General features: G+C 70.6%; 16 protein-coding genes. 12 read left to right on the top strand and 4 right to left on the bottom strand.

What is annotated here, in order from left to right; all coding sequences use genetic code 11:
• The first annotated feature begins 12 nt into the window (after positions 1-12).
• Together H284_RS0114995 and H284_RS0114990 are read left to right on the top strand one after the other, a co-directional pair.
• Positions 13-4,779 carry an Lhr family ATP-dependent helicase gene (locus H284_RS0114995; protein WP_020076902.1) on the top strand — a complete coding sequence of 1,589 codons (4,767 nt, stop codon included), beginning with the start codon at positions 13-15 and terminating at the stop codon, positions 4,777-4,779.
• A 36-nt stretch (positions 4,780-4,815) separates the two neighbouring features.
• Positions 4,816-5,592, top strand: coding sequence for a DNA-formamidopyrimidine glycosylase family protein (locus H284_RS0114990; RefSeq protein ID WP_020076901.1), 777 nt, complete (start codon positions 4,816-4,818; stop codon positions 5,590-5,592).
• 55 nt (positions 5,593-5,647) lie between these two features.
• Here the strand turns inward: H284_RS0114990 and H284_RS0114985 are convergent, their stop codons facing one another.
• The gene (locus tag H284_RS0114985) at positions 5,648-6,241 is read right to left on the bottom strand and encodes an NADPH-dependent FMN reductase (protein WP_020076900.1); all 594 of its coding nucleotides are present in this window, start codon (positions 6,239-6,241) and stop codon (positions 5,648-5,650) included.
• A gap of 80 nt (positions 6,242-6,321) precedes the next feature.
• Here H284_RS0114985 and H284_RS0114980 point away from each other — a divergent pair, with 80 nt between their 5' ends.
• From H284_RS0114980 to H284_RS0114965, 4 genes are all read left to right on the top strand, one after another.
• Positions 6,322-6,867 carry a hypothetical protein gene (locus H284_RS0114980; RefSeq protein ID WP_020076899.1) on the top strand — a complete coding sequence of 182 codons (546 nt, stop codon included), beginning with the start codon at positions 6,322-6,324 and terminating at the stop codon, positions 6,865-6,867.
• 25 nt (positions 6,868-6,892) lie between these two features.
• Entirely contained in the window at positions 6,893-7,399 is a 507-nt protein-coding gene (locus H284_RS0114975; protein WP_018192027.1) for a MarR family winged helix-turn-helix transcriptional regulator, read from the top strand.
• 130 nt (positions 7,400-7,529) lie between these two features.
• A complete protein-coding gene (locus H284_RS0114970; RefSeq protein WP_020076898.1) occupies positions 7,530-9,323 on the top strand; it encodes an LCP family protein in 1,794 nt (597 codons plus the stop codon).
• A gap of 105 nt (positions 9,324-9,428) precedes the next feature.
• Complete coding sequence (locus tag H284_RS0114965; RefSeq protein ID WP_020076897.1) at positions 9,429-15,620, top strand: CLIPPER-2 domain-containing protein; 6,192 nt, start codon at positions 9,429-9,431, stop codon at positions 15,618-15,620.
• Between the two features lie 26 nt (positions 15,621-15,646).
• Here H284_RS0114965 and poxB read toward each other — a convergent pair whose 3' ends face one another.
• Positions 15,647-17,380, bottom strand: coding sequence for a ubiquinone-dependent pyruvate dehydrogenase (gene poxB, locus H284_RS0114960; protein WP_029042963.1), 1,734 nt, complete (start codon positions 17,378-17,380; stop codon positions 15,647-15,649).
• Positions 17,381-17,510: 130 nt separating this feature from the next.
• On the opposite strand from poxB, the gene H284_RS0114955 reads away from it, so the two are divergent.
• Together H284_RS0114955 and H284_RS0114950 are read left to right on the top strand one after the other, a co-directional pair.
• The gene (locus H284_RS0114955; protein WP_020076895.1) at positions 17,511-18,140 is read left to right on the top strand and encodes a ScbR family autoregulator-binding transcription factor; all 630 of its coding nucleotides are present in this window, start codon (positions 17,511-17,513) and stop codon (positions 18,138-18,140) included.
• Positions 18,141-18,416: 276 nt separating this feature from the next.
• Positions 18,417-18,797: a DUF3566 domain-containing protein gene (locus H284_RS0114950; protein ID WP_018192033.1), complete on the top strand. Its 381-nt coding sequence runs from the start codon at positions 18,417-18,419 to the stop codon at positions 18,795-18,797.
• On the opposite strand, the gene H284_RS0114945 is transcribed toward H284_RS0114950, so the two are convergent.
• Complete coding sequence (locus H284_RS0114945) at positions 18,778-19,341, bottom strand: TetR/AcrR family transcriptional regulator C-terminal domain-containing protein (RefSeq protein WP_020076894.1); 564 nt, start codon at positions 19,339-19,341, stop codon at positions 18,778-18,780. The two genes, H284_RS0114950 and H284_RS0114945, sit on opposite strands and share 20 nt — an antisense overlap.
• A 101-nt stretch (positions 19,342-19,442) precedes the next feature.
• On the opposite strand from H284_RS0114945, the gene H284_RS0114940 reads away from it, so the two are divergent.
• Genes H284_RS0114940 through H284_RS0114925 form a run of 4 tightly spaced genes read left to right on the top strand, consistent with a single transcriptional unit; the run spans position 19,443 to position 21,731 of the window.
• The gene (locus H284_RS0114940) at positions 19,443-20,087 is read left to right on the top strand and encodes a biotin transporter BioY (protein WP_020076893.1); all 645 of its coding nucleotides are present in this window, start codon (positions 19,443-19,445) and stop codon (positions 20,085-20,087) included.
• Positions 20,084-20,806 carry an energy-coupling factor ABC transporter ATP-binding protein gene (locus H284_RS0114935; protein ID WP_020076892.1) on the top strand — a complete coding sequence of 241 codons (723 nt, stop codon included), beginning with the start codon at positions 20,084-20,086 and terminating at the stop codon, positions 20,804-20,806. Before H284_RS0114940 ends, H284_RS0114935 begins: the two co-directional genes overlap by 4 nt.
• Positions 20,800-21,411 (top strand): energy-coupling factor transporter transmembrane component T, encoded by a 612-nt coding sequence (locus tag H284_RS0114930; RefSeq protein WP_020076891.1) that lies wholly within the window; start codon positions 20,800-20,802, stop codon positions 21,409-21,411. The genes H284_RS0114935 and H284_RS0114930 overlap by 7 nt, the downstream gene beginning before the upstream one ends.
• Entirely contained in the window at positions 21,408-21,731 is a 324-nt protein-coding gene (locus H284_RS0114925) for a CHY zinc finger protein (RefSeq protein ID WP_020076890.1), read from the top strand. The genes H284_RS0114930 and H284_RS0114925 overlap by 4 nt, the downstream gene beginning before the upstream one ends.
• Positions 21,732-21,794: 63 nt before the next feature.
• On the opposite strand, the gene H284_RS0114920 is transcribed toward H284_RS0114925, so the two are convergent.
• Positions 21,795-26,558 carry an ExeM/NucH family extracellular endonuclease gene (locus H284_RS0114920; protein WP_020076889.1) on the bottom strand — a complete coding sequence of 1,588 codons (4,764 nt, stop codon included), beginning with the start codon at positions 26,556-26,558 and terminating at the stop codon, positions 21,795-21,797.
• Positions 26,559-26,680: the final 122 nt, after the last annotated feature.

Below are 26,680 nucleotides of genomic sequence, written 5' to 3'. Positions count from 1 at the left end.
CAGGATGGAGGGATGGCCGATGTGCTGGATCGATTCTCCCCCGCGACCCGGGAGTGGTTCCGGGGGGCCTTCGCCGCGCCCACGGCCGCGCAGGAGGGTGCCTGGGAGGCCATCTCGCACGGCAAGCACGCGCTGGTCATCGCGCCGACCGGTTCGGGCAAGACGCTCGCCTCCTTCCTCTGGGCGATCGACCGCCTCGCGAACCACCCGCGTCCCGCCGACGCGAAGCCCGGTACGCGCGTCCTCTACATCTCTCCGCTGAAGGCTTTGGGCGTGGATGTGGAGCGCAACCTGCGCGCTCCGCTCGTCGGCGTGACGCAGACGGCCAAGCGATTGGGGGCCGAGCCACCGCACGTCAGCGTCGGGGTGCGTTCGGGCGACACACCGGCCTCGGATCGGCGGGCTCTGCTGAGCAATCCGCCCGACATCCTCATCACGACTCCCGAGTCGCTGTTCCTGATGCTCACCTCGCAGGCGCGTGAGACGCTGACCTCGGTCGAGACGGTCATCGTCGACGAGGTGCACGCGGTGGCGTCGACCAAGCGCGGAGCGCACCTGGCCCTGTCGCTCGAGCGGCTCGACCAGCTGCTGGAGCGTCCGGCGCAGCGCATCGGGCTGTCGGCGACCGTCCGACCGCCGGAAGAAGTCGCGCGGTTCCTGGCAGGGAGCGCACCCGTGGAGGTCGTCGCGCCGCCGGCCGGTAAACGCTTCGATCTGCGCGTGGTGGTCCCGGTCGAGGACATGAGCGAGCTCGGCACCTCCACGTACGCCAGCGAGAACCCGGGTGACGGCTCTCCGCCTCAGGCCGGTTCGATCTGGCCGCACGTCGAAGAAGCGATCGTCGACCGCGTGCTCGAGAACCGCTCCACGATCGTCTTCACCAACTCGCGCCGGCTCGCCGAACGCCTGACCGCCCGGCTGAACGAGATCTACGAGGAGAGGATCCTCGGCGGCACGACCGGCGAGGCGCCCAGCCGCGCGCCTGCGGAACTGATGGGAGGCTCGGGTCAGACCCGCGGGTCGCAGGCCGTCGCCGATGCGGAGGCGCTCGTGCTGGCACGCGCCCACCACGGCTCGGTCAGCAAGGAGCAGCGGGCGCTCATCGAAGACGACCTGAAGTCCGGTCGCCTCCGCTGCGTCGTCGCCACGTCGAGCCTCGAACTCGGCATCGACATGGGAGCCGTCGACCTGGTCGTCCAGGTGGAGGCTCCCCCGTCGGTCGCCAGCGGGCTGCAGCGCGTCGGCCGAGCCGGACACCAGGTCGGCGAGATCTCGCGCGGCGTCGTCTTCCCGAAGCATCGCGCCGACCTCATCCACTCGGCAGTCGCCACGGAGCGGATGACCGCCGGGCTGATCGAGTCCCTGTCCGTGCCGGCGAACCCGCTCGACATCCTCGCCCAGCAGACGGTCGCCGCAGCGGCCCTCGAATCGATCGATGCCGACGACTGGTTCGACACCGTCCGGAGGAGCGCTCCGTTCTCGACGCTGCCCCGCAGCGCCTACGACGCGACCCTCGACCTGCTCGCCGGCCGGTATCCGTCGGACGAGTTCGCCGAGCTCCGGCCCCGCATCGTCTGGGACCGCGACACCGGCGCCATCACCGGGCGCCCGGGCGCCCAGCGTCTGGCGGTGACGAGCGGTGGGACCATCCCCGACCGCGGCATGTTCGGCGTCTACATGGTGGGCGAGAAGGCCAGCCGGGTCGGCGAGCTCGACGAGGAGATGGTCTACGAGTCACGGGTGGGCGACGTGTTCGCGCTCGGCTCGACGAGCTGGCGCATCCAGGAGATCACGCACGACCGCGTCCTCGTCACCCCCGCATTCGGCGAACCCGGCCGTCTGCCGTTCTGGAAGGGCGACGGGATCGGCCGTCCCGCCGAGCTGGGCCGCGCGGTCGGCGCCTTCATGCGCGAGGTGAGCACGGCGTCGCCGGCGGATGCGGAACTGCGCTGCGTCGAAGCCGGCCTCGACGCCTGGGCGACGAACAACCTGCTGTCGTTCCTGCGCGAGCAGAAGGAGGCGACCGGCCACGTCCCGACCGACAAGACACTCGTCGTCGAGCGCTTCCGCGATGAGCTCGGCGACTGGCGGGTGGTGCTGCATTCCCCATTCGGCATGCAAGTGCATTCGCCGTGGGCACTGGCGGTGCAGGCCCGGGTGCGTGAACGGTACGGGGTCGACGCGGGGGCGATGGCGGCCGACGACGGCATCGTCGTTCGCATCCCGGATACCGAGGCGCAGCCGCCCGGAGGCGAACTCTTCGTGTTCGAGCCGCAGGAGCTGGACGAACTGGTGACAGCGGAGGTCGGCGGCTCGGCGCTGTTCGCCTCGCGGTTCCGCGAGTCCGCTGCCCGCGCACTGCTGCTGCCCAAGTACAACCCGGGCAAACGTTCGCCGCTCTGGCAGCAACGGCAGAAGGCGGCGCAGCTGCTGGACGTGGCGCGCAAGTACCCCCGCTTCCCGATCATCCTCGAGACCATCCGCGAGGTGCTGCAGGACGTCTACGATCTCGCCGCGTTGACGGATGTCGCGAAGCAGATCGAGCAGCGCAGCATCCGGCTGGTCGAGGCGTCGACCGAGACCGCCTCTCCCTTCGCGCGGTCGCTGCTCTTCGGATATGTCGCTGCGTTCATGTACGAGGGCGACAGCCCGCTGGCGGAGCGCCGGGCTGCGGCGCTCTCTCTCGACGCCGGGCTGCTCGCCGAGCTGCTCGGCCGGGCTGAGCTCCGCGAACTGCTCGATCCGACGGTCATCGAGCGCGTCGAGCTCCAACTGCAGCGGCTTGCACCCGAACGCCGAGTACGCGGGGTCGAGGGCGTCGCCGACCTGCTGCGGCTGCTGGGTCCCCTGTCGGTGGAGGAAGTGGCCGAGCGTCTCGAAGCCGAAGGCGAGAGGGCTGCCTCCGCCCGTTCGGCGGAGTCCGACGAGGCCGGCCGGCCCGGCGAGGGCGGCGAGCCCGGCGAGGGCGAGCTCACGGCACCGCACGCAGACCGGGAGACCGCGGCCGGACACCTTGCGACCCTGGTCGACACGCACCGGGCGCTCGCGGTCACCATCGCGGGAGTGGAGCGCTTCGCCGCGATCGAAGACGCGAGTCGCCTCCGCGACGCGCTGGGAGTCCCGCTCCCGATCGGTGTCCCGGTGGCCTTCATCGAACCCGTCGACGACCCGCTCGGCGACCTGGTGAGCCGCTTCGCGCGCACTCACGGGCCGTTCGAGACGGTCGACATGGCGAGCCGGCTCGGTCTCGGCCCGGCGATCGTTCACGACGCCCTCCGACGGCTCGCCCGCGACGGGCGCGTGGTCGAGGGCGAGTTCCGTCCGCACGCGCACGGCACCGAGTGGAGCGACGCCGAAGTCCTCCGGAGGCTGCGTCGCATGTCGCTCGCGGCGCTGCGGCACGAGGTCGAGCCGGTCGACACGGCCACGTTCGGCCGGTTCCTTCCCGAGTGGCAGCACGTCGGCTCCACGCTGCGTGGGGTGGATGCGGTCGCGTCGGTCATCGAGCAGTTGTCCGGTGCGCGCATCCCGGCATCGGCGTGGGAGTCGCTCGTCCTTCCGAGCCGGGTGGCCGACTACAGCCCGGCGATGCTGGACGAGCTGACAGCCACGGGCGAGGTGATCTGGTCGGGCGACGGCAGCCTTCCCGGCGACGACGGCTGGATCAGCCTCCACCTGGCCGATTCCGCTCCGCTCACGCTCGCGCCGCCCTCGGATCACGAGCCGGATGAGCTGCAGCGCGGCATCCTGGATGCGCTCGGCCGCGGAGGCGGGTACTTCTTCCGCCAGCTGTCCGACACGCTCGGGGTCGAGCGCGGCTCGGCGATCGACGACTCCGAACTCGTGACGGCGCTGTGGGATCTGGTGTGGGCCGGGCGCATCACCAACGACACCCTGGCGCCATTGCGGACGCTTACCGCGGGCGGGTCCGGGGCGCACAAGCGGCCGCGCCAGCCGACGCGAGCGCGCATGTACCGCGGCCGCGTTCCAACGCGGAGCGCGATGGTCACGCGGATGGGGCCGCCGACCGCGGCGGGGCGATGGTCGCTGCTCCCCGAGCGCGACCTCGACTCGACCGTGCGCGCACACGGCCAGGCCGAGACGCTGCTCGACCGCTACGGGGTCGTCACCCGCGGATCCGTCATGAACGAGGGGACGCCCGGCGGATTCGCGCTCGCGTACAAGGTGCTCAGCGGATTCGAGGAGACCGGGCGGGCGCGCCGCGGCTACTTCATCGAGACGCTGGGCGGCGCTCAGTTCGCCAACGGTGCGACGGTCGACCGGTTGCGGTCCTACGCGCGCGACCACACGCAGCAGCGCCCGTACGAAGCCATCGCGTTGGCGGCGACCGACCCCGCGAACCCGTACGGCGCGGCGCTGCCGTGGCCGGCGGTGCCGAGCGAGAGCGGCACGGGCCACCGCCCGGGCCGGAAGGCCGGAGCGCTGGTCGTGCTCGTCGACGGCGAGCTGACGCTCTACGTCGAGCGCGGCGGGAAGAGCCTGCTCTGCTTCGTGGCCGGAGCGGCGGGCACGGCCGCAGCGGCCCCCGCAGCCGCCGGAGGCTCGGGCACCGCCGTGCCCGAGCAACCGACGGAGGAGTCCGGACTCGTGCTGGCCGCGGCGGCCCGCGCCCTCGCGGCGCTCGTTACCTCGCGCCGCGTGGACAAGCTCGCGGTGGAGACCGTCAACGGCGGGTTCATCCTCGGCTCGCCCGTCGGCGATGCGTTGTCCGAGGCGGGCTTCCTCGCCACTCCGCGCGGATTACGGCTGCGCGCATGACGGCCGACACGGTCGACACCGGCCTGGAAGCCGAGCATGCCTGAGGGCGACACCGTCTACCAGTCGGCTCAGCGCCTCCACCGTGCCCTCGCGGGTCAGATCCTCACGGAGTCCGACTTCCGCGTCCCCGCCTACGCGACCGTCGACCTCTCCGGCGAGCGCATGGACGAGGTCGTCAGCCGCGGCAAGCATCTGCTGATGCACGTGGGTGACCACACCATCCACAGCCACCTCAAGATGGAGGGGTCATGGGAGGTGTACCCGCCCGACGGCCGCTGGCGGCATCCCGGCTACCAGGCACGGGCGGTGCTCCGCACCGCCGACGCGCAGGCCGTGGGGTTCCAGCTCGGCGTGCTGGAGGTCCTCCCCCGCGACCGGGAGGACGAGGTGGTCGGGCACCTCGGCCCGGACCTCCTCGGCTCTGACTGGGACGCCGACGAGGCCGTCCGTCGGATCACGGAGAATCCGGACGTGCCGGTGGCGGTCGCGCTCCTCGACCAGCGCAACCTCGCCGGCCTCGGCAACGTGTACGCCAACGAGCTGTGCTTCCTGCGGGGGATGCTTCCCACCCGGCCGGTTCGGGATGCCGACATCCCCGCGGCCGTCGACCTCGGTCTCCGGCTCATCACGGCGAACCGCGACCGGCCGCTCCGGGTCACCACCGGCGACACCCGCCGCGGACGCAACACGTGGGTCTACGGCCGCCGCGGCCAGCCCTGCCGTCGCTGCGGCACCCGCATCCAGTCGTCGTCGCTGGGCCGGACGGACCTCGAAGAGCGGGTCACATACTTCTGCCCGGTCTGCCAGACGTAGCAGACCGGGCAGAAGCCGGACCGGGCAGAAGCCGGAGAAGGAACGGAGACGAGCGTCAGGCCGCGGCCTCGTCCTCATCCTGCTCGGCGGCGGCACCCGTGCGCACGGTCTCGAGCGCGGCGGACCAGGCCTCGAGCTGGTCGAACAGCGGGGTCAGAGCGGCGGTCTGCTGGTCGGTCGGCTTCAGCTGCCAGTTCTCGAAGTCGTGAGCGAGGCTGAGGCCCACGTGCGCGCTGACCGTGGCGACCTGGAGCTGCGACAGCACCAGACGCAGGTGCTCGACGGCGCGAGCGCCACCGAAGACGCCGTAGCTGACGAACCCGGCGGCCTTGTTGTACCACTCGGCCCCGACGTAGTCGATCGCGTTCTTGAGGGCGCCGGAGGTGCTGTGGTTGTACTCGGGGGTGACGAACACGAAGCCGTCGAACTCGGCGATCTTCGCCGCCCACGCCTTGGTGTGCTCACCGGCGTACTGCCCCATGGCGGCGGGCATGGCCTCGTCGAGGTGCGGGAGGTCCCAGTCCTTCAGGTCGACGAGCTCGTACTCGACGCCGGAGCGCTTCGCGGCGTTCTCGTAGACCCAGCGGGCGACGGCCTCGCCGTTGCGCCCTGGACGCGTGCTTCCGATGATGATGGCGATCTTCGTCATGTCAGCCTTTCGTTTTTGATGACGTGTCATCCAACGCGAACCAGCCGCGTTCGCGATTCATTCCCGGCTAGGCTCGCCGCATGTCCGACCAGCGCGAACACCGCAACGACGACATCCATCTGCCCGAGGATGCGTCCGAGAACGAACGACGCCAGGCGGGCGACCGGCTGCGCGAGCGGATCTACGTCACCTTCACGGCCCTCGCGATCCTCATGGCGATGAACTCGCACGGAGAGGCGCTCGACTCGCCCACCGTGCTCTGGACGCTGGTCATCTCCGTCATCGGAGTGCTGCTGGCCGGCCTCGTCTCGGACCTCGTGTCGCACATGATCGTGCACAACACCCTCCCGTCGGTGGCAGAATTCCGGCACATGCTGGCGGTGTCGTCGCGCGCGCTCGGCGTGCTGGTGGTACCGCTCATCGCCGTGGGACTGGCGGTGTTCGACGTCATCGAGGACCGTACCGGCCTCACCGTCGCGATCGTCGCGCTCATCGCCTCGCTCGCCGTCATCACCCGGATCGCCGTGTCGCGCACCGGACTCTCCGGCTGGCGGCAGCTCGCGGTGCTGGTCGTCGTGGTCGCGCTCGGCGTGCTCGTCGTCTTCCTGGAGGCGCTCGCCCACTGACCCTCGGCGCGTGTCAGGATGGCGTATGGCCACCGTGCGCACCCGTCCCGACCCGAGGAAGCTGTCGGACGACGAGCTGGAGCTGTTCCGCGCCTTCCACCTGATGCGGCGCGGCTTCGACCGGACGCTGGATGCGCAGCTGCAGCAGGACGACGGCATCTCGATCTCCGAGCTCGAGGTGCTGATGGCTCTCGTCCGCTCGCCCGGGCGGCGGCTGCGGGTCCGGGATCTGGTGGATGCGACGGGCTGGGAGAAGAGCCGCGTCTCGCACCAGGTGACCCGCATGGTCGCCCGCGGGTTCGTCGAACGCCAGGAGTGCGAGGAGGACCGCCGCGCGATGTGGATCCACCTCACCGGCGAGGGCCGGCGCGTGGTGGTGCGCGCGCTGCCGAAGCACTCGGCGACCATCCGCCGCATCCTGTTCGACGCCCTGACGCCCGAGCAGCAGGATGCCCTGCTCGGCATCGCACGCACGATGAACGCGGCGATCGACGACGAGGAGTGCGAGCCGCCCGCCGACTGCGACGACTGAGCGTTCTCGCAGGCGACCCGCCGTCCCATCCGGGTCTGGGCTGGGAGGCTGGGGCGGAAAAGCTGGTGATTCCTCGGGAACACCGCGCGAAACCAGGCGGTTCCAAGGCGCCGCCCCCTAGCGTTTCGGTGTGCGACGCCCGAACTTCCCCGCCTCAGATCCCGGTGCGGACGGCAGCGACCAGCAGCTGCCGCCCACCCAGGTGTTCGGACGCGCGCCGTCCGCCGACCCGCGCCGCCCCGTGCGCGCGACGCGTCCGGCCTCCGGCGTGCCCACCGGGAGCGGCGGCGCTGCGAGCGGTGGCACAGCGGGTGGCGCCCCGTTCGACCCGTTCGGGATGGGCGGCGACGCCCCGGGCCTCGGCGGTGACGGCGCCGGGCGCCGCGGTGGCAACGGCCGCGGCAACGGAGGCGGCGGCCGCAACGGAGGCGGCGGCCGCAACGGAGGCGGCGGCCGCAACGGAGGCGGCGACAACGGCGACGGACCCGGCGGCGACGACGGCGGCACCCCCACTCCGCCCCCGGGCGGCCGCCGGGACAAGGCTCCGCGCAAGCGCCGCCGCACCAAGCGCATCATCGGCTGGACCGCCGCGGCCCTCGCGGTGATCCTCGTCGTGGTGGGCGGGTACGCCGCCTACAGCTACTTCCGGTTCGTCGGCGGCGTCAAGCATGTGGATGTGATCTCCAAGCCCGCGAACGATGTCGACGGCCAGGACCAGAACATCCTGCTGGTCGGCGACGATCATCGACCCGACGGAGCCTCGCAGGCGGAGCTCGACCAGCTGAGCACCACGGACGACGGCGGCGGGACCAACACGGACACGATGATGATCCTGCACATCCCCGCGAACGGGAAGTCGGCGACGTTGATCTCGCTCCCGCGCGACTCCTGGGTGGAGGTGCCCGGCCACGGCATGAACAAGCTCAACGCGGCCTTCTCCCTGGGCGGCGGCGCGACCGATGCGGCGAGCGGTGCGAAGCTGCTCATCCAGACCGTGCAGAACCTCACGGGCCTCAGCATCGACCACTACGTGCGCGTCTCGCTGCTCGGCTTCTACACGATCGCGCAGGCGCTGGGCCCGGTGCAGGTGTGCCTGAACAACGCGGTCGACGACCCGTACTCCGGCGCCAACTTCCCGGCGGGCGTCTCGACGCTGGACGCGAAGCAGGCGCTGTCCTTCGTGCGTCAGCGCCACGGACTCCCCCGCGGCGACCTCGACCGCGTCGTGCGGCAGCAGTACTTCCTGTCGGTGGAGGCCCACAAGTTCCTGTCGGCCGGCACGCTGCTGAACCCGGGCAAGCTGACCAAGGTGCTGGATGCGGTGAGCGGCTCCCTCGAGACCGATCCCGGCCTGAACTTCCTGCAGCTCGCCGCCCAGCTGCAGGGGCTGACCGGCGGGAAGATCCAGTCGGCGACGATCCCGATCTCGGGGACCCCGACGATCACGGTCGACGGCGACGACATCTCGATCGTCGAGGTCGACACGGCCGCGATGCCGGCGTTCATCCAGAGCCTGATGGGCACCCCGAGCGCCTACGAGAAGGCGACCGCGGCGAAGCCGGCGGACACCTCGGTGACCGTGCTCAACGGCGGCAGCCAGAACGGCGCTGCGACGACCGCCAGCCAGACCCTCGCGGGTGCCGGTTTCAAGACCGGCACTCCGGGCGACGCCGATACCCGCGCGACGACGGTGATCCAGTACCCCTCCGGACAGGAGGCGCAGGCCAAGGCCGTCGCCGCCTACCTGCCGGGCGCGAGCGTGCAGGAGACCTCGTCCGTGAGCACCGTCACGGTCGTCCTCGGCGACGACGGCATCATGCCGACGGCGCCCGCTGCGGGTGGTGGCACCGCTCCTGTCCCGGCCCCGACTCCCGCTCCGACCGGGCCCGCCACGAACTACAGCGACACCGTCTGCATCAACTGATCGCGGACGCCTCCCGACGCAGCCTTCTTTCGGACCGGTCCGGGCCGGAGTTACGGTGACCCCCACGAGCCCAGCCTGACCAGCGCTCGTCCGGGGGGATGCACCATGTTCACGCTTCCGTTCGCTTCCTCGAACAGCGAATCGAATCCAGGAGGGGCGCGGCGGAAGCCTCGCGCGACGACCGTCTGGGCCACCGTGGTGGCGCTGATCGCGGGGATCGCCATCCCCGTCACGGGCGGGTCCACCGCGACGGCGGCGCCCGGGAGCCTCGTCTCCGGCGTCGTCTGGGCGGACGTCAACCGGGATGGCGTGCACCAGAGCACCGAGCCCGTGAAAGCCGGGATCCCCATCCAGCTGTTGACCTCTCCGGGCGGTGTGGTCGTCGCGACGACCACGACCAGCGCGGCCGGGGTGTACCGGTTCCCGGACGTGGCGGACGGCACCTTCGTCGTCCGCGCGGACGCGAGCGCCGCGTTCCATTTCCCCGCGACCGCCTCCGGCGAGAACGACTTCGTCACCACCGGGCCGCCTCCGGTCGGCCAGCCGGAGCGCGGCGTGACGGCGCCGCTGACCATCGCCGGGACGACGCAGGCGGTGGGGATCGACGCGGGGATGCAGCCGATCGCCGACCTCAGCGTCGCCCGGCTGCCGGTCGCGGAGGGATGCGACGGGTTCGCCGTCACGGGAACGCCGCCGTTCGACGCGACCGACGCCCCGGGGAAGGACTCGGGCCCGGGCAACTGCATCGTGCGCGTCATGGACACCGTGTCGCAGAACTACTCCGTCGCCCTGACCGGACTCCCGACCGGGGCCTCGGTGCCGAACGTGGTCGCCCAGTTCACCGTCTCCTCGCCCGACGGCGCGAAGCTCGAACTCGTCGGGCCGGGCACGAACGGGCTCCCGGCAGGATGCCTGGGGGCGGCGAACGGCGCCAATCCGCCGTCGTCACGCACCGTCAATGCCGACGGTTCGATCACCGTCATCTGCAACATCGGAAGCCTGTCGTCGAATGTCGCCGCGCTGCAGCTCGCCTACCGCTTCGCGTCGAACACGCCCATCCCGTCACACGCCGGGATCACGATGTCGGCATTCGCGCCCGCGGGCGATGCCGGGACGTCGGCCACCGTCGACGGCCCGCAGGTCGAGGTCACCGGCACGGCGCAGTGGGACCTGGAGAAGATCCCGTACCCGCCGTCCGGCGTCGGCAATGCGGGGCCGGACTTCACCATCCGCACGTACAACGGCGTCGCCGTCTCGGGGTACCTCGTCCGCTACAAGTTCAATGTCGTCGACACGCTCCACGGAGCCGGTGCCAGCGATCTGGTCTGGCCGGCCACCTTCACCGACGTGATGCCCGAGTTCCCGAACGCGCGGATCACCCAGTGCCGCTCGGCCGAACCCGCGGACAACTCGCTGTCGTCGCCGTGGACGCTGACCTGCCCGCTGGAGGAGGTCCAGGGAACCGACGGCTGGCAGCTGAGCATCCGGCCCAACAGCGGCCGCGGGAGCGACACCGGCGAGGGCCACATGATCATGACGATCTTCGTCCCGCTCGACGACATGAACAGAGCCATCGACCCCTCCTGGCAGCCGGGTCAGCCCAACCCGACCGGCACGTTCGACTTCCAGAACCGCGCTCAGGACACCGACCGCTGGGTGATCAACGGCGGCGCGCCGAACTACGGCCCGGATCACGAACCCGGCTCGAACGGCACCGGCAACAACCTCGTGACGATCGTCAGAAACGCGGCCGCACCCACGTGGGACCTGCAGAAGAGCTTCTTCGGAGGACCGTTCTTCACCACGCAGACGGTCAACGGCGTCCCGGTCAACGGCTACCGGGTCGACTACCTCCTCAACATCGTCGATCTGGCCGGCCCCGACAATGTCGGACCGTGGCTGGACCTGCCCGTCACGTTCAAGGACAGGCTGGTCAGCCATCCCGGCGCACTTCTGACGAGCTGCGATGCTCTGCAGCCCGACCCCAACGCGGCGACCGTCACGTGCGACATGGGTGCCCAGCCGGCGGCCGGGTGGACGATCAGACCGACGCCGAACCAGCGCGGGTTCAACGATCGCCGCATGAACATCGTCGTCCGCTTCTTCATCCCGATGAGCACGCTGCCGGCCGACCCCTGCCAGTCGAACGTCACCCTCGACCTCCGCAACGAGGCGATCGACTCCGACCCGTGGACGGCGGGCGGGGACCTCAACAACGGCACGGGCTTCGAGCCGGGATGGAACGGCACGACCGCGACCGGCAACAACCTCGACGTGCGCAGCGTGCGCCCCTCCGCCGGGGAGTGCGGCTCCCTCACCGGCAACAAGCAGTACATCCGCAACGGCGCCACCTACAACGGTCCGACCTTCGGCGGCGACGTCGTGCAATCGTTCGTCAGCCTCTCGGCGAACAACAACCGGGTGTCCGTGCCCGACCTCAAGCTGTGCGACGTGTTCGACGTCTCCGTGCTGAAACTCGTCGCGGGCACGCCACGAATGGGGACCTTCCCGTCCGGCACCAACGTGAACCCGGCGAACTACGTCATCGAGTATGCGGTCGGGCCCAATCAGGTGAACACCCAGAACGGGCCGCCGACCGGTGGCCTCTACCCCATCGACGCGTCGTCGATCACGGGCGCGGCGACGGACTGCCGCAACGCGCCGGGTCCGTGGACGACCGACCCGGAGGCGGCCTTCGGCGCGAACTGGCAGGACGCGGTCAACATGGTGCGCATCCGCCCGGTCGACCCGACCCGGGTCGAGACAGGGCCGTTCGCCGCGCACCTGATCTTCGAGCTCGAGACCCGGACCTTCTACAACGGCGGCCCCAACGCCTCGGAGGCGATCCCGTCCGGCGTGCGGGTGACCAATGTCGGCGGGTGGCCGACCGGCGCCACCGGCAACGGGTGGGGCACCGTGTCGCGCCAGATCCCGTTCTCGGGGATGCTGCTCGGCGTCGCCAAGGCGATCGTCCCTACCCAGTACTTCCCAGGCGACACCGCAATCTGGGATCTGACGGCATCGATCAGCCGCACCACGGTCGGGGCGACGCTGCAGAACCTGCGGCTCGTGGATACGATCCCCGCCGATCTGCACTTCGACTCCGTCTGCACGCAGAACCTGCTGCCGCCCGGAGTGACCGTGAGCTACGACCAGCAGACGCGACGCGTCACCTTCGTCGCCGGAGACATCCCGATCGTGACCGCGCCGAGCCAGACCGTCTTCAGCCCCACCCCCGGAGCGACCCGCGGACGCCTGCGGATCTGCACGACGGTCGACAGCCTCGCGCAACCCGGAGACACGCACGTCAACACCGTGCAGGCGCTGGCGGACAACGCGGAGAACGCGCCGACGGCGCAGGCGACGATCCAGATCGTCGGATCGGGCCAGCTCGGCATCACGAAGAGCGTCGACAAGCCGTTCGTGGCGAGCGGCGAGACGTACACCTGGTCGTTGGAGTGGGGGAACACCTCCACGCAGATCGCCTTCCAGCCGCCGGACGTGATCGACGTGCTGCCGTGGAACGGCGACGGCGACCCCGCGTCCGGTTCGGCACGATCGCAGTACGCTTCCGACTACACCGGAACCGCGCGGCTGTCGGGGCCGCTCGCGGCGCCGACCTACCTCCGCGGCGCCACCGGGGCCGTGCCGGGCACCTGGTACTACTCGAGCGCACCTCCCGCCACGCTGATCCACGATCCGCGCGACCCGTCCAATGCGAACCCCGCGGCACCAGGAGGGCTCTGGCAGACAGCGGGCGAGGTCACCGACTTCGGCGCGGTGACCGCCGTCCGCTTCGTCTCCAGCGGGTTCCTCGGTGTGCAGACCCGGGTGCGCGCATCCATCCCCGCGGTGTCGACCAGCAACGACCTCGACAACGTGTACGTGAACCGGGCCATGATCTTCTCGGCCACGTTCGCGAACCAGCCGCTGCTGTCGAACGAGCCCTACGTGCTGATGCCGGGCTTCTCCCTGGGCGACCTGGTCTGGCTCGACAGCAACGGGGACGGGAAGTTCGACGGCGGGGAGCACGGCATCCCCGGCGTCGCCGTGCAGGTGCGGACCGAGAACGGGGATGTCATCGGCACCGCGACGACGGATGCGAACGGGCGCTGGTCGGTGACGTCGCTTCCGGCCGGCCGGTACGTCGTGCACCTTCCCGCCGCGATGTTCGCGCCGGGCGGCCCGCTGGCCGGGACGGTGGTCCGCACCACCGCATCCAGCCCGGCGCTGACGCCGAACGAGGATGCCGACAACAACAACACCGCCTCCCCCGACCCCGCCGCGACAGGGCTGACGAGCACTCCGGTCACGCTGGCGAACCAGTATGCGGCCGGCGCCCTCGTCGGCGGCAACGGCCCCTCCGGTGACGACGTCGCCGGACTCGCCGGGGAGCTCATCCCCGACTCGTTCACCGCCTTCACCGTCGACCTCGCCGTGCTGCCGGCGCCCGGCATCCACATCGAGAAGGCCACCAACACGGAGGACGCCGACGACGCACCCGGACCGCTCGTCCCGGTCGGCGGCGCCGTGCAGTGGACGTACGTGGTCACGAACTCGGGCGCTGTCGACCTGACCGACGTCACGGTCACGGACGACCAGGTCGCGGCCGCCGACATCGACTGCGACGCCACAGGAGGCAACGTCATCGCGGGGCCGCTCGCACCTGGCGCGTCCTTCACCTGCGTCGCGACCGGGACGGCCACCGCCGGGCAGTACGCCAACACAGGCACCGTCACGGGTCTCGACCCGGCGGCAGTGCGGGTCGACGACGACGATCCGTCGCACTACTTCGGGATCGTCTCCGGTATCGAGGTGGTCAAATCGTCGACCACCACCGACGTGGTGCAGGTCGGGCAGCAGATCCCGTACACCTTCCTGGTCACGAACACCGGCAACAGCCCGCTCACCGGCATCACCGTCGAGGATGTGGTCGCCGCGCCGTCGGATCCGGCCGGCCTCTCGGCGGTGGACTGTCCCGCGAGCGCCCTCGCCGGCGGGGCCAGCATGACCTGCACGGCGACCTACACCACCACGCAGGCCGACCTCGACAACGGCTCCGTCACGGACACCGCGACCGCCACGGGCACGCCACCCGCCACGCCGGATGAGCCCAACCCGCCGCGGGTCGCCTCGCCGCCGGTCACCGTAACGCTCCCCGTCACCCACACGAGCTCGATCACCGTGCTGAAGTCCATGGCGCAGCCGAGCACAGTCCCGTTCACGGCGGGCCTGCGCATCCCCTACGACTTCCTGGTGACGAACACCGGAAACACCGTGCTCACGAACATCGTCGTGACCGATGTCCAGGTGGCCCCGGCCGTCCAAGCCGCCCTCTCGCCGGTGGACTGCCCGGCGACCACGCTCGCGCCGCAGCAGGACATGATCTGCACCGCCACGTACGAGGTCAGCCAGGCGGACGTCGACAACGGGTCGCTCACCGACACGGCCGTGGCCACCGCCGTCCCGGCGCCGAGACCCGATGCTCCGAACCCGCCGGCGATCGCCTCCCCGCCGTCCAGTGTGACCATCACGGCAGACGACCTCCCGGGGATCCGCGTCGAGAAGTCCTCCACGACGACGAGCGTGGTCCGAGCGGGACAACAGATCCCGTACACGTTCCTGGTCACCAACACCGGCAACGTCCCGCTGACCGGGATCGCCGTGGACGACCAGGTGGCCGCGCCGTCGTCACCGGGCGGCCTGTCCCCGATCGACTGCCCCGCCGATCCCCTGCCCGTCGGAGGGCAGCTCACGTGCACCGCGACGTACACCACCACCCAGGCCGACGTGGACAACGGCTCCGTCACCGACACCGCCACCGCCTCCGGCACCCCGCCGACCCCGCCGGGCGGTTCGACGCCGGACCCGATCCGTTCCGCCGCGTCGACCGTCACCATCGCGGCGGCCGACGATCCAGGGCTCAGCGTGGTCAAAACCTCGGACACCGCGGCCGTGACGATGGTGGGTCAGCAGGTCCGCTTCGCGTTCCTGGTCACGAACACCGGGAACGTCACGCTCGCCGACGTCACGGTCTCCGACACCGTCGCTGCGCCGTCCGACCAGGCGAGTCTGTCCGCCGTCGACTGCCCGGCGAGCATCCTGGCGCCCGGCGAGCGGATGACGTGCTCCGCCACCTACACGACCACCGCCTCCGATCTCCTGCTCGCCGCGGCGATCTCCGACCGCGCCACCGCGGCAGGGACCGCCCCCGACGGCACGCGCATCGGTTCGCCCGAGGCGGTGCTCACGCTGCCCGTGCGTGCGATCCAGAACCTGCCGGTCGTCAGCGGCTGAGGGCGTCGCGGCCGCTGCGACGCGCGTCAGTCGAACAGGCGACGGAACACGTTCGTGTCCGCCAGGTCGATCAGCTCGTCGCCGCGGCCGTTCATGATCGTCCGCAGCGCGTACAGCGTGAAGCCGCCGACCTGCTTCGCGGTGATCGCCGGCGGGATGCTGAGCTCCTGCCGGGCGGTCACCACATCCACCAGGGCCGGGCCGTCGTGGGCGAACGCCGTCCGCAGGGCGCTCTCCAGCTCATCCGGCTTCTCCACGCGCTGACCGTGGAGGCCCGCGGCCTGGGCGATCTGCGCGAAGTCGGGGTTCTCGAGGCTGGTGCCGAAGTTGACGAACCCGGCGGCCTTCATCTCGACTTCGACGAAGTTGAGCGAGGAGTTGTTGAAGACCACGATCTTCACCGGCAGCTTGTTCTGCCGCAGCGTGAGCAGTTCGCCGAGCAGCATCGCGAGGCCGCCGTCCCCGGCGAGCGCGACCACCTGCCGCCCCGGGAACGCCGTCTGGGCGCCGATCGCCTGCGGCAGCGCGTTCGCCATGCTGCCGTGGGTGAACGAGCCGATCAGCCTCCGGCGCCCGTTCATCCGCAGGTAGCGCGCGGCCCAGACCACCGGCGAGCCGACATCCGGCAGGAACACGGCGTCGTCCGCGGCGAGCTCGCTGATCAGCCGCGCGACGTACTGCGGATGGATGGGCGTGCGGTTGCGGTCGTTCACCGCCAAGTCGTCGAGGCTCTTGCGCGTCTTGGCGTAATGGCTGAGCGAGGAGTCGAGGTGCTTGCGGTCCTTGCGGTCCTTCAGCAGCGGGAGCAGCGCATCCACCGTGTCCTTCACGCTTCCGACGAGGCCCAGGTCGAGCGGGACGCGCCTGCCGAGGTTCTCGCCGCGGATGTCGACCTGCACGATCTTCGCCTTCGACGGGAAGAACTGCTGGTACGGGAAGTCGGTGCCGAGCATCAGGAGCGCGTCGCACGACTCCATCGCGCGGTAGCCGGAGGAGAACCCGAGGAGGCCGGTCATGCCGACGTCGTAAGGGTTGTCGTACTCGACGAACTCCTTGCCGCGCATGGCGTGGACGATCGGCGCCTGCAGCTTCTGGGCGATCGCGAGCAGCTGGTCGTGCCCGCCCTCCGCCCCTGCGCCGGCGAGGATGGTGACCCGCTTGGCGTCGTTGAGGATCTCGGCGGCAGCCTGCAGCTCGGGATCGGTGGGGCGGGTCACGCGCGGCGAGAAGGTGATCGGCGCGGACTTGCGGCGGCCCGCGCTGTCGGCGAGGAAGATCTCGCCGGGCACGACGATCACCGCGACGCCGCGGCGCTCAACGGCGGTGCGCATGGCGATCTCGAGGATGCGCGGCATCTGGTCCGCCTGGCTGACGAGCTCGGTGTAGACGCTCGCCTCGCGGAACAGCTCCTGCGGGTGCGTCTCCTGGAAGTACCCGCTGCCGATCTCGGCGCCCGGGATCTGCGCGGCGATCGCGAGCACGGGGACACGGCTGCGGTTGGCGTCGTACAGGCCGTTGATGAGGTGCGTGTTGCCCGGACCGCAGCTTCCGGCGCAGACGGCCAGCTCGCCGGTCAGCGCTGCCTCGGCGGAGGCTGCGAACGCCGCAGCCTCCTCGTGCCGCACGTGCTCCCACGTCACACCGTCGTTCCGGCGGATGGCGTCGGTGAAGCCGTTGAGCGAGTCCCCGGGGATGCCGTAGACGCGCGTCACCCCCGCATCCCTCAGAATCTCGACGGCGGTATCGGCGACAGTGGGCACGGCGGTCTCCCCTCGACTCGGATGCGGTGCTTCCGGCCCGCGGCGGGCGGCCCGGCACAGCCAACGCTACGCCGCGCACGTGAATCGCCGCATCCTCCTCAAAGCAACTGTGCGTTAACGTGAGCCCATCATGGTGAAGCAGGAGCGGGCGCAGGTGACGCGCGGGACGATCGTCTCCGGAGCCGCCGCGGTGTTCGGCCGCCGAGGATACGGCCTCGCCTCCATCGCCGACATCGCCGAAGAGTCGGGCGTCACCAAGGGCGCGCTGTACTTCCACTTCCCGTCGAAGGACGAGCTGGCCCGCGCGGTCATCACCGAGCAGCACCGACGCACGATGGCCGCCGCAGCCGAGGTCGTCGAGCAGGGACTTCCGGGGCTGGAGACGATGGTCCGGCTGAGCGCGGTGCTCGCGCACCAGCTGCTGACCGATCCCGTCGTGCAGGCCGGCATCCGGCTCACGACCGACGTGTCGATGTTCGATCCGCCGGTGACCGAACCGTACGAGGACTGGCTGCGCACGACGGAAGCGCTGTTCCGCCAGGCCGTCGACGAGGGCGACCTGCGCCCGGACCTCGACCCGGGGATGCTGGCGAGCGTTGTCGTCCCGGCGTACACAGGCGTTCAACTGGTGTCGGAGACGGTCGCGCGACGGAAGGACCTGCTCGAGCGGGTCCGCGACCTGTGGACGGTTCTGCTGCCGGGCATCGTGCCCGCCGCCGAACTCGAGCGGCTCCGCCGCCTGCCGGACCTCATCCGCTAGCCCCGGTTCGCTGACTCATCGGGTTGACGCAACACGCCGTCCGGCCGCGGCCGTCGACGGCGTGTTGCGTCAACTCCGCGCTGAAGCCGTACCGACCCGGCCGCAGCGCCCCCAATCCGCTACGGCCGCGCCGGAATACATGCTTATTCTACGGCAGAACCGGACGATCGGTATGGACTCTCGGATGACGCCCCGCGCGGGGCGCGAGAGCGCGTCCCCTAGACTTGGCCGACGGGGAACGCCGGAGACGGCGGAAGCATCATGGGGAGGGGCCGCATGCCGTCTCGGGGCAGCAAACAGAAGAAGCGCGCGACGATGCGGCTCGTCTACATCGACTTCTGGTCGGCACTGAAGATGTCCTTCCTGGTCAGCATCATCGTCGCGGCCATCACCGTCGTCATCGGCCTGCTCATCTGGAGCGCGCTCGAACGGTTCGGTCTGGTCGCCGCTGCCAGCAACTTCCTCGAGGACATCGCGGGGGCGCAGGGCGCCAACCTCGTCGCCGGACTGACCTTCCCCAACGTGATGACGTTCACGCTCGTCGTCGCGCTGCTCGAGGTGATCGTGGTGTCCGCGCTCGGAGCGATCTTCGCCGCCCTGTTCAACCTCGCCGTCCACGTCGTGGGCGGCTGGAAGGTCACCTTCGGGAGCGACTGAGCTCCAGGCCGCCGACCAGCAGGTCGACGCCGAAGGCGAAGGCCGCCGCGGGGTCGTCCTCGTCGAGCGGTGAGCTGTCGCCGGCGGCCAGAACGCCGAGCGAGTCGTACTGCAGGCGCTGCTGCTCGTGCGAGACGTGGCCGAGCACGAAGTGCAGCAGCGCGGTCGCGGCACGCCGGGAGGTCTCGGCGTCGAAGCCGCCGCGGGCGACCGCACGGCCCAGGCGGTCGACGGTCTCGGGTGAGCCCAGGCCGAGCGCGAGGGTGCTGGAGACGACCTCGGCGCCGTCGCGGTACGCGAGGAGCGCATCGCGCAGGGCGGCCGCCTCCGCGCGCACCGAATCGGCCCAGTCGGCATCGTCTGCGGTCGCGTCGACGGAGGGCCGCGTCGCGACGATGCGGTCGGCGAGTTCGGCCAGCAGCGTCTGCTTGTTCGGGAAGTGCCAGTACAGCGCGCTGGGCTGCACGTCGAGGGATGCCGCCAGCCGTCGCATGGTCAGGTCCGGCAGCCCGAGGTCGTCGAGGATGCGCAGCGCCGCCTCCACCACATCGTCGCGCGAGTGTCGTCGTCCGGTTTCGTTCCCTGCCACGTTCTCACTATAGTGAACACCGTTCAGGTGAACAGTGTTCAGGTTAGGAATCCCGCATGACCCTCACGACCCCCGTCGCCCCCCGCCGCCGCCTCGACGCGACCGATCTCGCCCGCGTCGCCGTCTTCGCCGCGCTCGTCGCCGTGCTCGGTCTGCCGTCCGGCGTCACCGTCTTCGGCTCCGTGCCGATCACGGCTCAGACCCTCGGCGTCATGCTGGCGGGCGCCATCCTCGGCCCGTGGCTCGGCGCGCTGAGCATGACCGTCCTGCTCGCCCTCGTCGCGGTCGGACTCCCCCTCCTCGCGGGCGGACACGGCGGCATCGGAGCCTTCGTCGGGCCGTCGGCGGGCTACCTCTTCGGCTGGATCGCCGGCGCGTTCGTCATCGGCCTGATCGTGCACGCCGGTCGCCGGGCTCCCGTCTGGTGGCGCACGCTGCTCGGGATGATCGTGGGCGGCATCCTCGTCGTCTACCTGTTCGGTGTGCCGGTACAGAGTCTTGTGACCCGTCTGCCCCTCGATGCCACGGCCCTCATGAGCCTCGTCTTCGTCCCCGGCGATCTGGTCAAGGCGGTCATCGCGACGGCTGTGGTGACGACGCTCGTGCGTGCCTACCCCCGCGCGTTCCGCCGCACCAGGGTCAGCGACCAGCGCGCCGTCGCCGCAGATCCGGCCGCGCCCGCGGAGTCGCGCGTCCCGTGACCGGCGCCACCCCCGCTCCCCTGCCCGCCGCCGTCCCCGCCCTGCGGCTGGACGGCGTGGGCGTGCGCCTCGGACAGGTGGATGCGCTCCGCGACGTCAGCCTGGCGCTCGACGCCCGTACCATCGCGGTGGTCGGCGAGAACGGCTCCGGCAAGTCGACCTTCGCCCGGCTGCTCGCCGGACTCGTCGCTCCCGCGACGGGCGTCACGCGCATCCTGGGCCTCGACCCCGTGCGCCAGGCGACCGAGCTCCGGCGCCGCGTCGCCGTCGTGTTCAGCAACCCCGACGCACAGATCGTGATGCCGACCGTCGCCGAGGACGTCGCGTTCTCCCTCCGGCCTGAGCGCCTCAGCCGCGAGGAGCTGCGACGTCGAGTGGATGCGGCAATCGAGCGGTTCGGGCTCTCCGACCTGCGCGAGCGCTCCTCGCACGACCTGTCGGGCGGCCAGAAGCAGTTGCTCGCCCTCGCCGGCGCGTTCGTCCGCGAGCCCGAGCTCGTGGTGGCCGACGAGCCGACGACGTACCTCGACGCCCGCAACGCCCGGCGGGTGTCCGACCACCTGCTCGCCGACGCCGGGCACCGCCTGGTGCTCGTCACCCACGATCTCGCCCTCGCCGAACGCTGCGAGACCGCCGTGCTCTTCGCGGGTGGTCGGGTCGAGGCGGTCGGTCGTCCGGCGGAGGTCATCGCCGAGTACGAGGCGGCGCTGGCGTGCTGAGCCTCTACCGTCCGGGTGACGGCCTCCTGCACCGCCTTCCCGCCGGGCCGAAGCTGCTCCTGCTTCTCGCGGTCGTGCTCGCCGTTTCACTGCTCCCCTCCACGTGGTGGGCGGCCGCGATCGCCGCCGGCGCCGCGATCGTCGCGTACGCGGTAGCAGGGCTAAGCGACGGGATGCTCGGGATGCGCGAGCTGGGCCGCCAGGTCGTGGCGCTCCGCTGGCTCATCGTCGTGACCATCGCCGCGCAGCTGATCTTCCTCGGACCGGAGCAGGCGGTGTCGAACACCGCACGCGTGACCGCCGCCGTCGTGCTGGCCGGCCTGCTGGTGCTCACCACGCGCGTCAGCGACCTGCTCGACGCCGTCGAGCGCGGGCTGCGGCCGCTCGACCGCCTGCGGTTCGACTCCGAGCGCGCCGCGGTGCTGCTGACCGTCGCCCTGACGACGGTGCCGGTGCTCGGACGTCTCGCGGGCGAGGTCCATGAGGCGCAACGCGCCCGAGGCGCGCGGCCGGGCCTCCGCTTCTTCGCGGTGCCGTTCCTCATCCTGTCGCTCAAGCACGCCGACCAGCTCGGCGAGGCGCTGTCCGCGAGGGGCGTGCGATGAACGGCCGCCCCCGGGTGCTGGGACCCGTCGTCGACGACGAGACCCGCTGCATCCACTACCACTCGCCGCTCGATGTGATCGCGATCCGGTTCGCGTGCTGCGGCGAGTACTACCCGTGCCACCTGTGCCACGCAGAGACGGCCGACCATCCCGCCCGGCAGTGGCCGGCCGACCGCCGCGACGAGCGCGCGGTGCTGTGCGGGGTCTGCGGCCACGAGCTGACCATCGCCGACTACCTCGCCACCGACGACTGCCCGGAGTGCGGCGCCGCCTTCAACCCGGGCTGCCGGCTGCACACGCACCTCTACTTCGAGAGCTGAAGCCGCCCGGAACGCGCGGACGCCGGACACGCTCTCGCGTGCCCGGCGTCCGTCAGGGTAGTGCTAGAACCAGCCGAACAGGCGGTCCAGCAGGTCGAGCAGCCAGTCGAGGACCGGGATGCCCGTGTGCGGCTTGTCGGCCTTCACCTTGAGGGTGGTCCAGCCGATCACACTGTTGGACGCGTCCTGCACGGACAGCTTGTGCTGGCCGTTGTCCGCGTCCTTCGGCAGGGTGAGCGTCAGCACGCCGTCCGCCGGGACCTGCACCCATCCACCGCTCAGGTTCTGCGGCTTCGAGTACAGCCAGACCGACACCCACTCGCCGGCATGCTGCGTGCCGACGGTCACGCGCACGGTGTCACCCGCGCGGTAGGTGTCCTTGTCGACGGTGACCTTGTCCTCGAGCGCCTTCTTGAGCGCCGACTCCTTGGCCGCCTTCGGGTCGGTACCCGGCTTCGGGTTCGTCGGGGCGTCCGCGACGGTGAGCGGGACGCGGACCGTCGTGCCCGAGTCGGGGGCCGTCAGCACCAGCGCGCTGGCGCCGGCCGCATCCGCGGGGACGGTGAAGGTGACGGTCGCGTTGCCCGCTGCATCCACCGGCACGGAGCCGATCGCGGTCGAGCCGTTCCAGGAGAGGTCGAGCTTCGTGTTCGCCGGGCTGCCGAGCGAGGTGAGGTTCAGCTTGGACACCTGGAGGGTGACCTGCTGACCGCGCTGCAGCGTCCCGGTCGGCACGCCGCTGACGCCGACGCCGCGCTTGGCGAAGCTGGGCGACAGCGGGCTGTTCTTCTGGATGTAGCTGATCCACGCGTCGCGGTCGATCAGTCCGGAGTCCTTCGTGTTCGACCCGGCAGCGAAGGCGCGGAAGTTGTCGCCGCCCTGCAGGAGGAACGAGAAGGACCCGATGCGGTACGACTTGGCGGGGTCGATGGGCTGCCCGTTCACGATGATGCTCGTGATGCGGTCGCCCTCCGGCCGGGTGGCGTCGTACGTGTAGCTGACGTTCTTCGACAGTCCCAGGTTGAGGAACGGACGGCTCGGAACGGTGCCGTCGGCGTTGCGCTGCCACTGCTGCTCGAGCGCCTGCTTGAACTGCGCCCCGGTGAGGGACGTGGTCCACAGGTTGTTCACGAACGGCAGCACCGCGTTGGCCTGGGCGTAGGTGACCGTCCCGTCGGCGCCATAGAGGAGCTCCGCCCGCAGACCGCCCGGGTTGACCACGCCGATCTCGGCGCCGCCGAGCTCCTGCGAGGAGAGGCTGGACAGCAGCGAGTCGGCGACCAGGTTGCCGAGCGTGGACTCGCTCATGCGGTCGTCACGAGCTCCGTTGAGGTAGGCGGTGGTGATGTCCTTCGTCACCGAGCCGACCTTCTGGTTGCCGATCACGGCCGCGTCGGCGAGCGCCTTGTCGACGATCGTCTTGACGGCGGCGACCCGCGGGTAGGCGGCGACGAGCGCGTCATCCGCGTCCGTGGTGCGGGCGACGTTGCGGGCGGTGTACGAGGTGACCATCTCGGTCTCCGGGTCCACCGTCAGCTTCACCTGGCCGATGTTCTCACCGTAGCTGCCGGTCTGGAGGATCGGGCGGGTCTTGCCGTCCACTCCCGGAACCGGAGCATCCCACGCGTACTGCTTGTGGGTGTGGCCGGTGAAGATCGCCGCGACCTTCGCGCTCGTCTTGGTGACGATGTCGGCGAACGCTCCGCCTGCCGCGACTTCCTGTTCGAGCGTCGCACCCTCCGGCGTGCCGAAGCCGGCGCCCTCGTGGTACTCCGCGACCAGCACGTCGGCCTCGCCGTTGGCGGGGTCGCCGTCGGTCAGCTCACCGGCGACGCGGTTGACCGCCTCCACCGGGTCGCCGAAGTCGAGCGACGAGACGCCGGCCGGGGAGACCAGGGTCGGGGTCTCCTGCGTGACGGCTCCGATGACGCCGACGGTCAGACCGTCGACGGCGAAGGTGGCGTACTCGGGGAGGGCCGGAGTCTTCGTGCCCTTCTCGTACACGTTGGCGCCGAGGTAGGAGAAGTCGGCCGCATCCTTCACGCGTCCGGTCAGGTCGGCGTAGCCCTTGTCGAACTCGTGATTGCCCACGGCGCTCGCCTTCAGCTGCAGCGTGTTGAGCACGTCGATCGTCGGGATGTCGCCAGCGGTCGCCGAGGCGAAGAGCGAGGCGCCGATGTTGTCGCCGCTGGAGAGGAAGAGCGAGTTCGCGTCGCCCGCCTCCGCCTTGAGCTTCTCGATCGTTCCCGCGAACTTCACGGTGTTGGCGTCGATCCTGCCGTGGAAGTCGTTGATGTTCAGCAGGTTCAGCGTGACCGGCTTCGGCGTGAGGCCGAGGCCCACGACGATCGGGTCGTGGTCGCTCGACCGGTACGGGTCGGCCGCGTAGAAGTTCGTGACGTTGTAGTTGTAGCGGCTGTACTCCAGCGCCACGGACTCGCCCGAGTTGATGTTCCACACATCCGCGCCGGTGATGGCCGTGTTCGCCGCGGGCGACGCGAGGACGTGGTCGAGCGAACCGACCGTTCCGCCGAAGGAGTAGGTCGCCTTCGTCGTGCGGGTGCTGACCTGGTCGACGTAGCCGGCGTCGGTGAGGACCTTGATCGGGTCCTCCTTCAGGTACGCGTTGAAGTCGCCGATGAGGAGCACCTTGTCGGTCTTCAGTGCGGTCTTGCGCTCGTTCGCGAACGCGACGAGGGCGTTGGCCTGCTTGACGCGGGAGGCGTTGGATGCGCCCTGGCCGTCTCCCTGGTCGGCGTCCTCACCGGTGCCGGACCCCTTCGACTTGAAGTGGTTCACGATGGCGAGGAACGCGGAGGAGTCCTTCGCTCCGACCTTCTTGAAGGCCTGGGCCAGCGGCTGCCGCGCGTTCGAGAACGCCGGGTCGTCGAGGATCTTCGAGTCGCCGACCGGGGCCGCGTTCGCCTTCTTGTAGATGAACGCGGTGCGGATGACGTCCTCCGTCGCCGGCAGGGTCGCCGGCGACTTCACGTACGCCCAGACCTCGGAGCCGGCCGCCGCGTTCAGGGCGGTGACCAGGCTGGCGAGGGCGGAGTCGCGGTTCTCGCCGAAGCGGGCCGAGTTCTCGATCTCCTCGAGCGACACGACGTCGGCGCTCAGGCCGTTGATCGCCGCGACGATCTTGTCCTGCTGGCGCTTCAGGTTGGTCGCGTCGGCGGCGCCGCGGGCGTCGCATCCACTGTTGACCGTGATGGGGTTGCCGTCGCGGTCGGTGTAGAACGTGCAGCCGCTGAGCTGGTCGCCCGTCGTGGTGAAGTAGTTCAGCACGTTGAACGTCGCGAGCCGCAGGTCGCCACCGACGTTCTCGGGGGCGGCGGTGCGGGTGTTCGCGAACGTGACCGGCTGCACGGCGTCGGCGTTCGCCGGCGTGAGTTCGCTGGTCGGCTGGAACTTCCAGGCGTTGTTGCGGTAGTCGAGCACGACCGGCTTCGTGAACGCGACCGGCTCGCCGACGCGGACCGGGTTGCTCAGCGAGAGGTACGGCAGGGGCTTCGACTTGTTCGCCGCGCTCAGGAAGTTGGTGGATGCGCCGTCGTCGAGCGTGACCGCGCGGGCCGCGTTGTCGGCGACGACCGCGGCGTACTCGGGCGAACCCGGACGCGCAGCCTCGGTCGGCTGCACCAGCGGCTTGTCACCGGCGGCGAGGCCGATCTCGCCGTACTGGTTGGCGGCGTACACGTCGGTGACTGTGAACGCGCCCTGCGGCGCGAGCAGCATCCCCTCGAGGCTCTCACGCTGGGCTGCCGTGCCGGGCAGGCCGACCGTCGCCGGCACCGGTGCGGTGACCGTCGACGCGTCGAGCTTCGTCACGCCGGTCGCGGTGATCTCCGTGAGGCCGTTGAACTCGCTGACGGCGCCCGTGACCTTCACGTAGTCGCCCGCGGCGACCGTTCCGGCGAAGGACGAGCCGTAGACGAAGACGGCGTCGGAGGCCGTGTGCGTGGCGAGGTCGACCGCGCCGCCCGTCCCGGGGGTCTGGATGTAGAACCCGTTGAATCCGCCGGTCGCGTACTGGGCCGTGACGACGCCCACGGTGGTGACCGTCGTGCCCGCCTTCGGGCTGGTGTCGCCGGTGCCCTGGATCTCCGCGATCGGGACGGTGGTGCCGTCACCGGGCGTGCCCGGGTCGCCGGGGTCGCCCGGGTCGCCGGGCGCGCTCGCGGCGTTCTGCGGCGTGATCGTGGCGCTGAGGGTGAAGTCCGCGCTGTTGTCGTCGGTGTCGGCGAAGTTTGTGCGGACCAGCGACTTGACGTCGGTGTTGCCCGACGGCGCCGTGGCCTTCGCCTTCTCGAACGTGTTCGAGGTGCCGTAGCCGAGGAGGTCGGCGACGTCCGCGTTGCCGGTCACCGAGCCGGTCGGAAGGCTCAGCGCCGAGGCCGTCTTGGCGAGGACCAGGGTGCCGGTGGTGCCGCTCGGGTTGAGGGCGCCGCTCGCGACATCCGGCGTCGGCAAGGCCTGGCCGTTGGTGCCGTTCGACCCGCCGGCGACGAGGTAGTACCCCTTGGCGCCGATGGAGCCGGTCAGCGGCACGACGCCGGTGGATGCGCTGGTGCCGGTGGCCGGGCGGTACTGGATGCTCCATCCCGCCAGGCTGACGGCGCTGTCCCCTGGGTTGTAGAGCTCGACGAACTTGTTCGTGAAGGCGGCGCCGGCGCTCCCGCCGGACAGATACGCCTCGTTGATGACGACACCGGTGCCTTCGGTGCTGGCGAACGCCGGGCTCGCGACGAGCGAACCGGCGGCGAGGCCGGCCCCCGCGAGCGCGGCGGCGGCGACACGCGCCAGCCTGCCGAATCTGGTTGACATTGTTCTCCTCGGTCGGTGAGGTGTGGGATGAGTCCGCGCCCACCGTAGGGACGGCGTGAAACGGGACTGTTTCTCGTGTGTGAACGTACAGAAAACTCGTTCAGGGGTAGACCGCTCATTTG

This window comes from Cryocola sp. 340MFSha3.1, assembly GCF_000383315.1.
In the GTDB taxonomy this organism is placed as follows: domain Bacteria; phylum Actinomycetota; class Actinomycetes; order Actinomycetales; family Microbacteriaceae; genus Leifsonia.
Note: the sequence above shows the minus strand (reverse complement) of the source record. Positions and strands in the feature narration are given on the sequence as shown.

Coding starts and splice junctions, on each gene's coding strand:
- H284_RS0114920 (WP_020076889.1), bottom strand. CDS start 26,558: ATGTCAACCAGATTCGGCAGGCTGGCGCGTGTCGCCGCCGCCGCGCTC.
- H284_RS0114955 (WP_020076895.1), top strand. CDS start 17,511: ATGGTGAAGCAGGAGCGGGCGCAGGTGACGCGCGGGACGATCGTCTCC.
- H284_RS0114965 (WP_020076897.1), top strand. CDS start 9,429: ATGTTCACGCTTCCGTTCGCTTCCTCGAACAGCGAATCGAATCCAGGA.
- H284_RS0114995 (WP_020076902.1), top strand. CDS start 13: ATGGCCGATGTGCTGGATCGATTCTCCCCCGCGACCCGGGAGTGGTTC.
- H284_RS0114990 (WP_020076901.1), top strand. CDS start 4,816: ATGCCTGAGGGCGACACCGTCTACCAGTCGGCTCAGCGCCTCCACCGT.
- H284_RS0114980 (WP_020076899.1), top strand. CDS start 6,322: ATGTCCGACCAGCGCGAACACCGCAACGACGACATCCATCTGCCCGAG.
- H284_RS0114925 (WP_020076890.1), top strand. CDS start 21,408: ATGAACGGCCGCCCCCGGGTGCTGGGACCCGTCGTCGACGACGAGACC.
- H284_RS0114985 (WP_020076900.1), bottom strand. CDS start 6,241: ATGACGAAGATCGCCATCATCATCGGAAGCACGCGTCCAGGGCGCAAC.
- H284_RS0114975 (WP_018192027.1), top strand. CDS start 6,893: ATGGCCACCGTGCGCACCCGTCCCGACCCGAGGAAGCTGTCGGACGAC.
- H284_RS0114940 (WP_020076893.1), top strand. CDS start 19,443: ATGACCCTCACGACCCCCGTCGCCCCCCGCCGCCGCCTCGACGCGACC.
- H284_RS0114950 (WP_018192033.1), top strand. CDS start 18,417: ATGCCGTCTCGGGGCAGCAAACAGAAGAAGCGCGCGACGATGCGGCTC.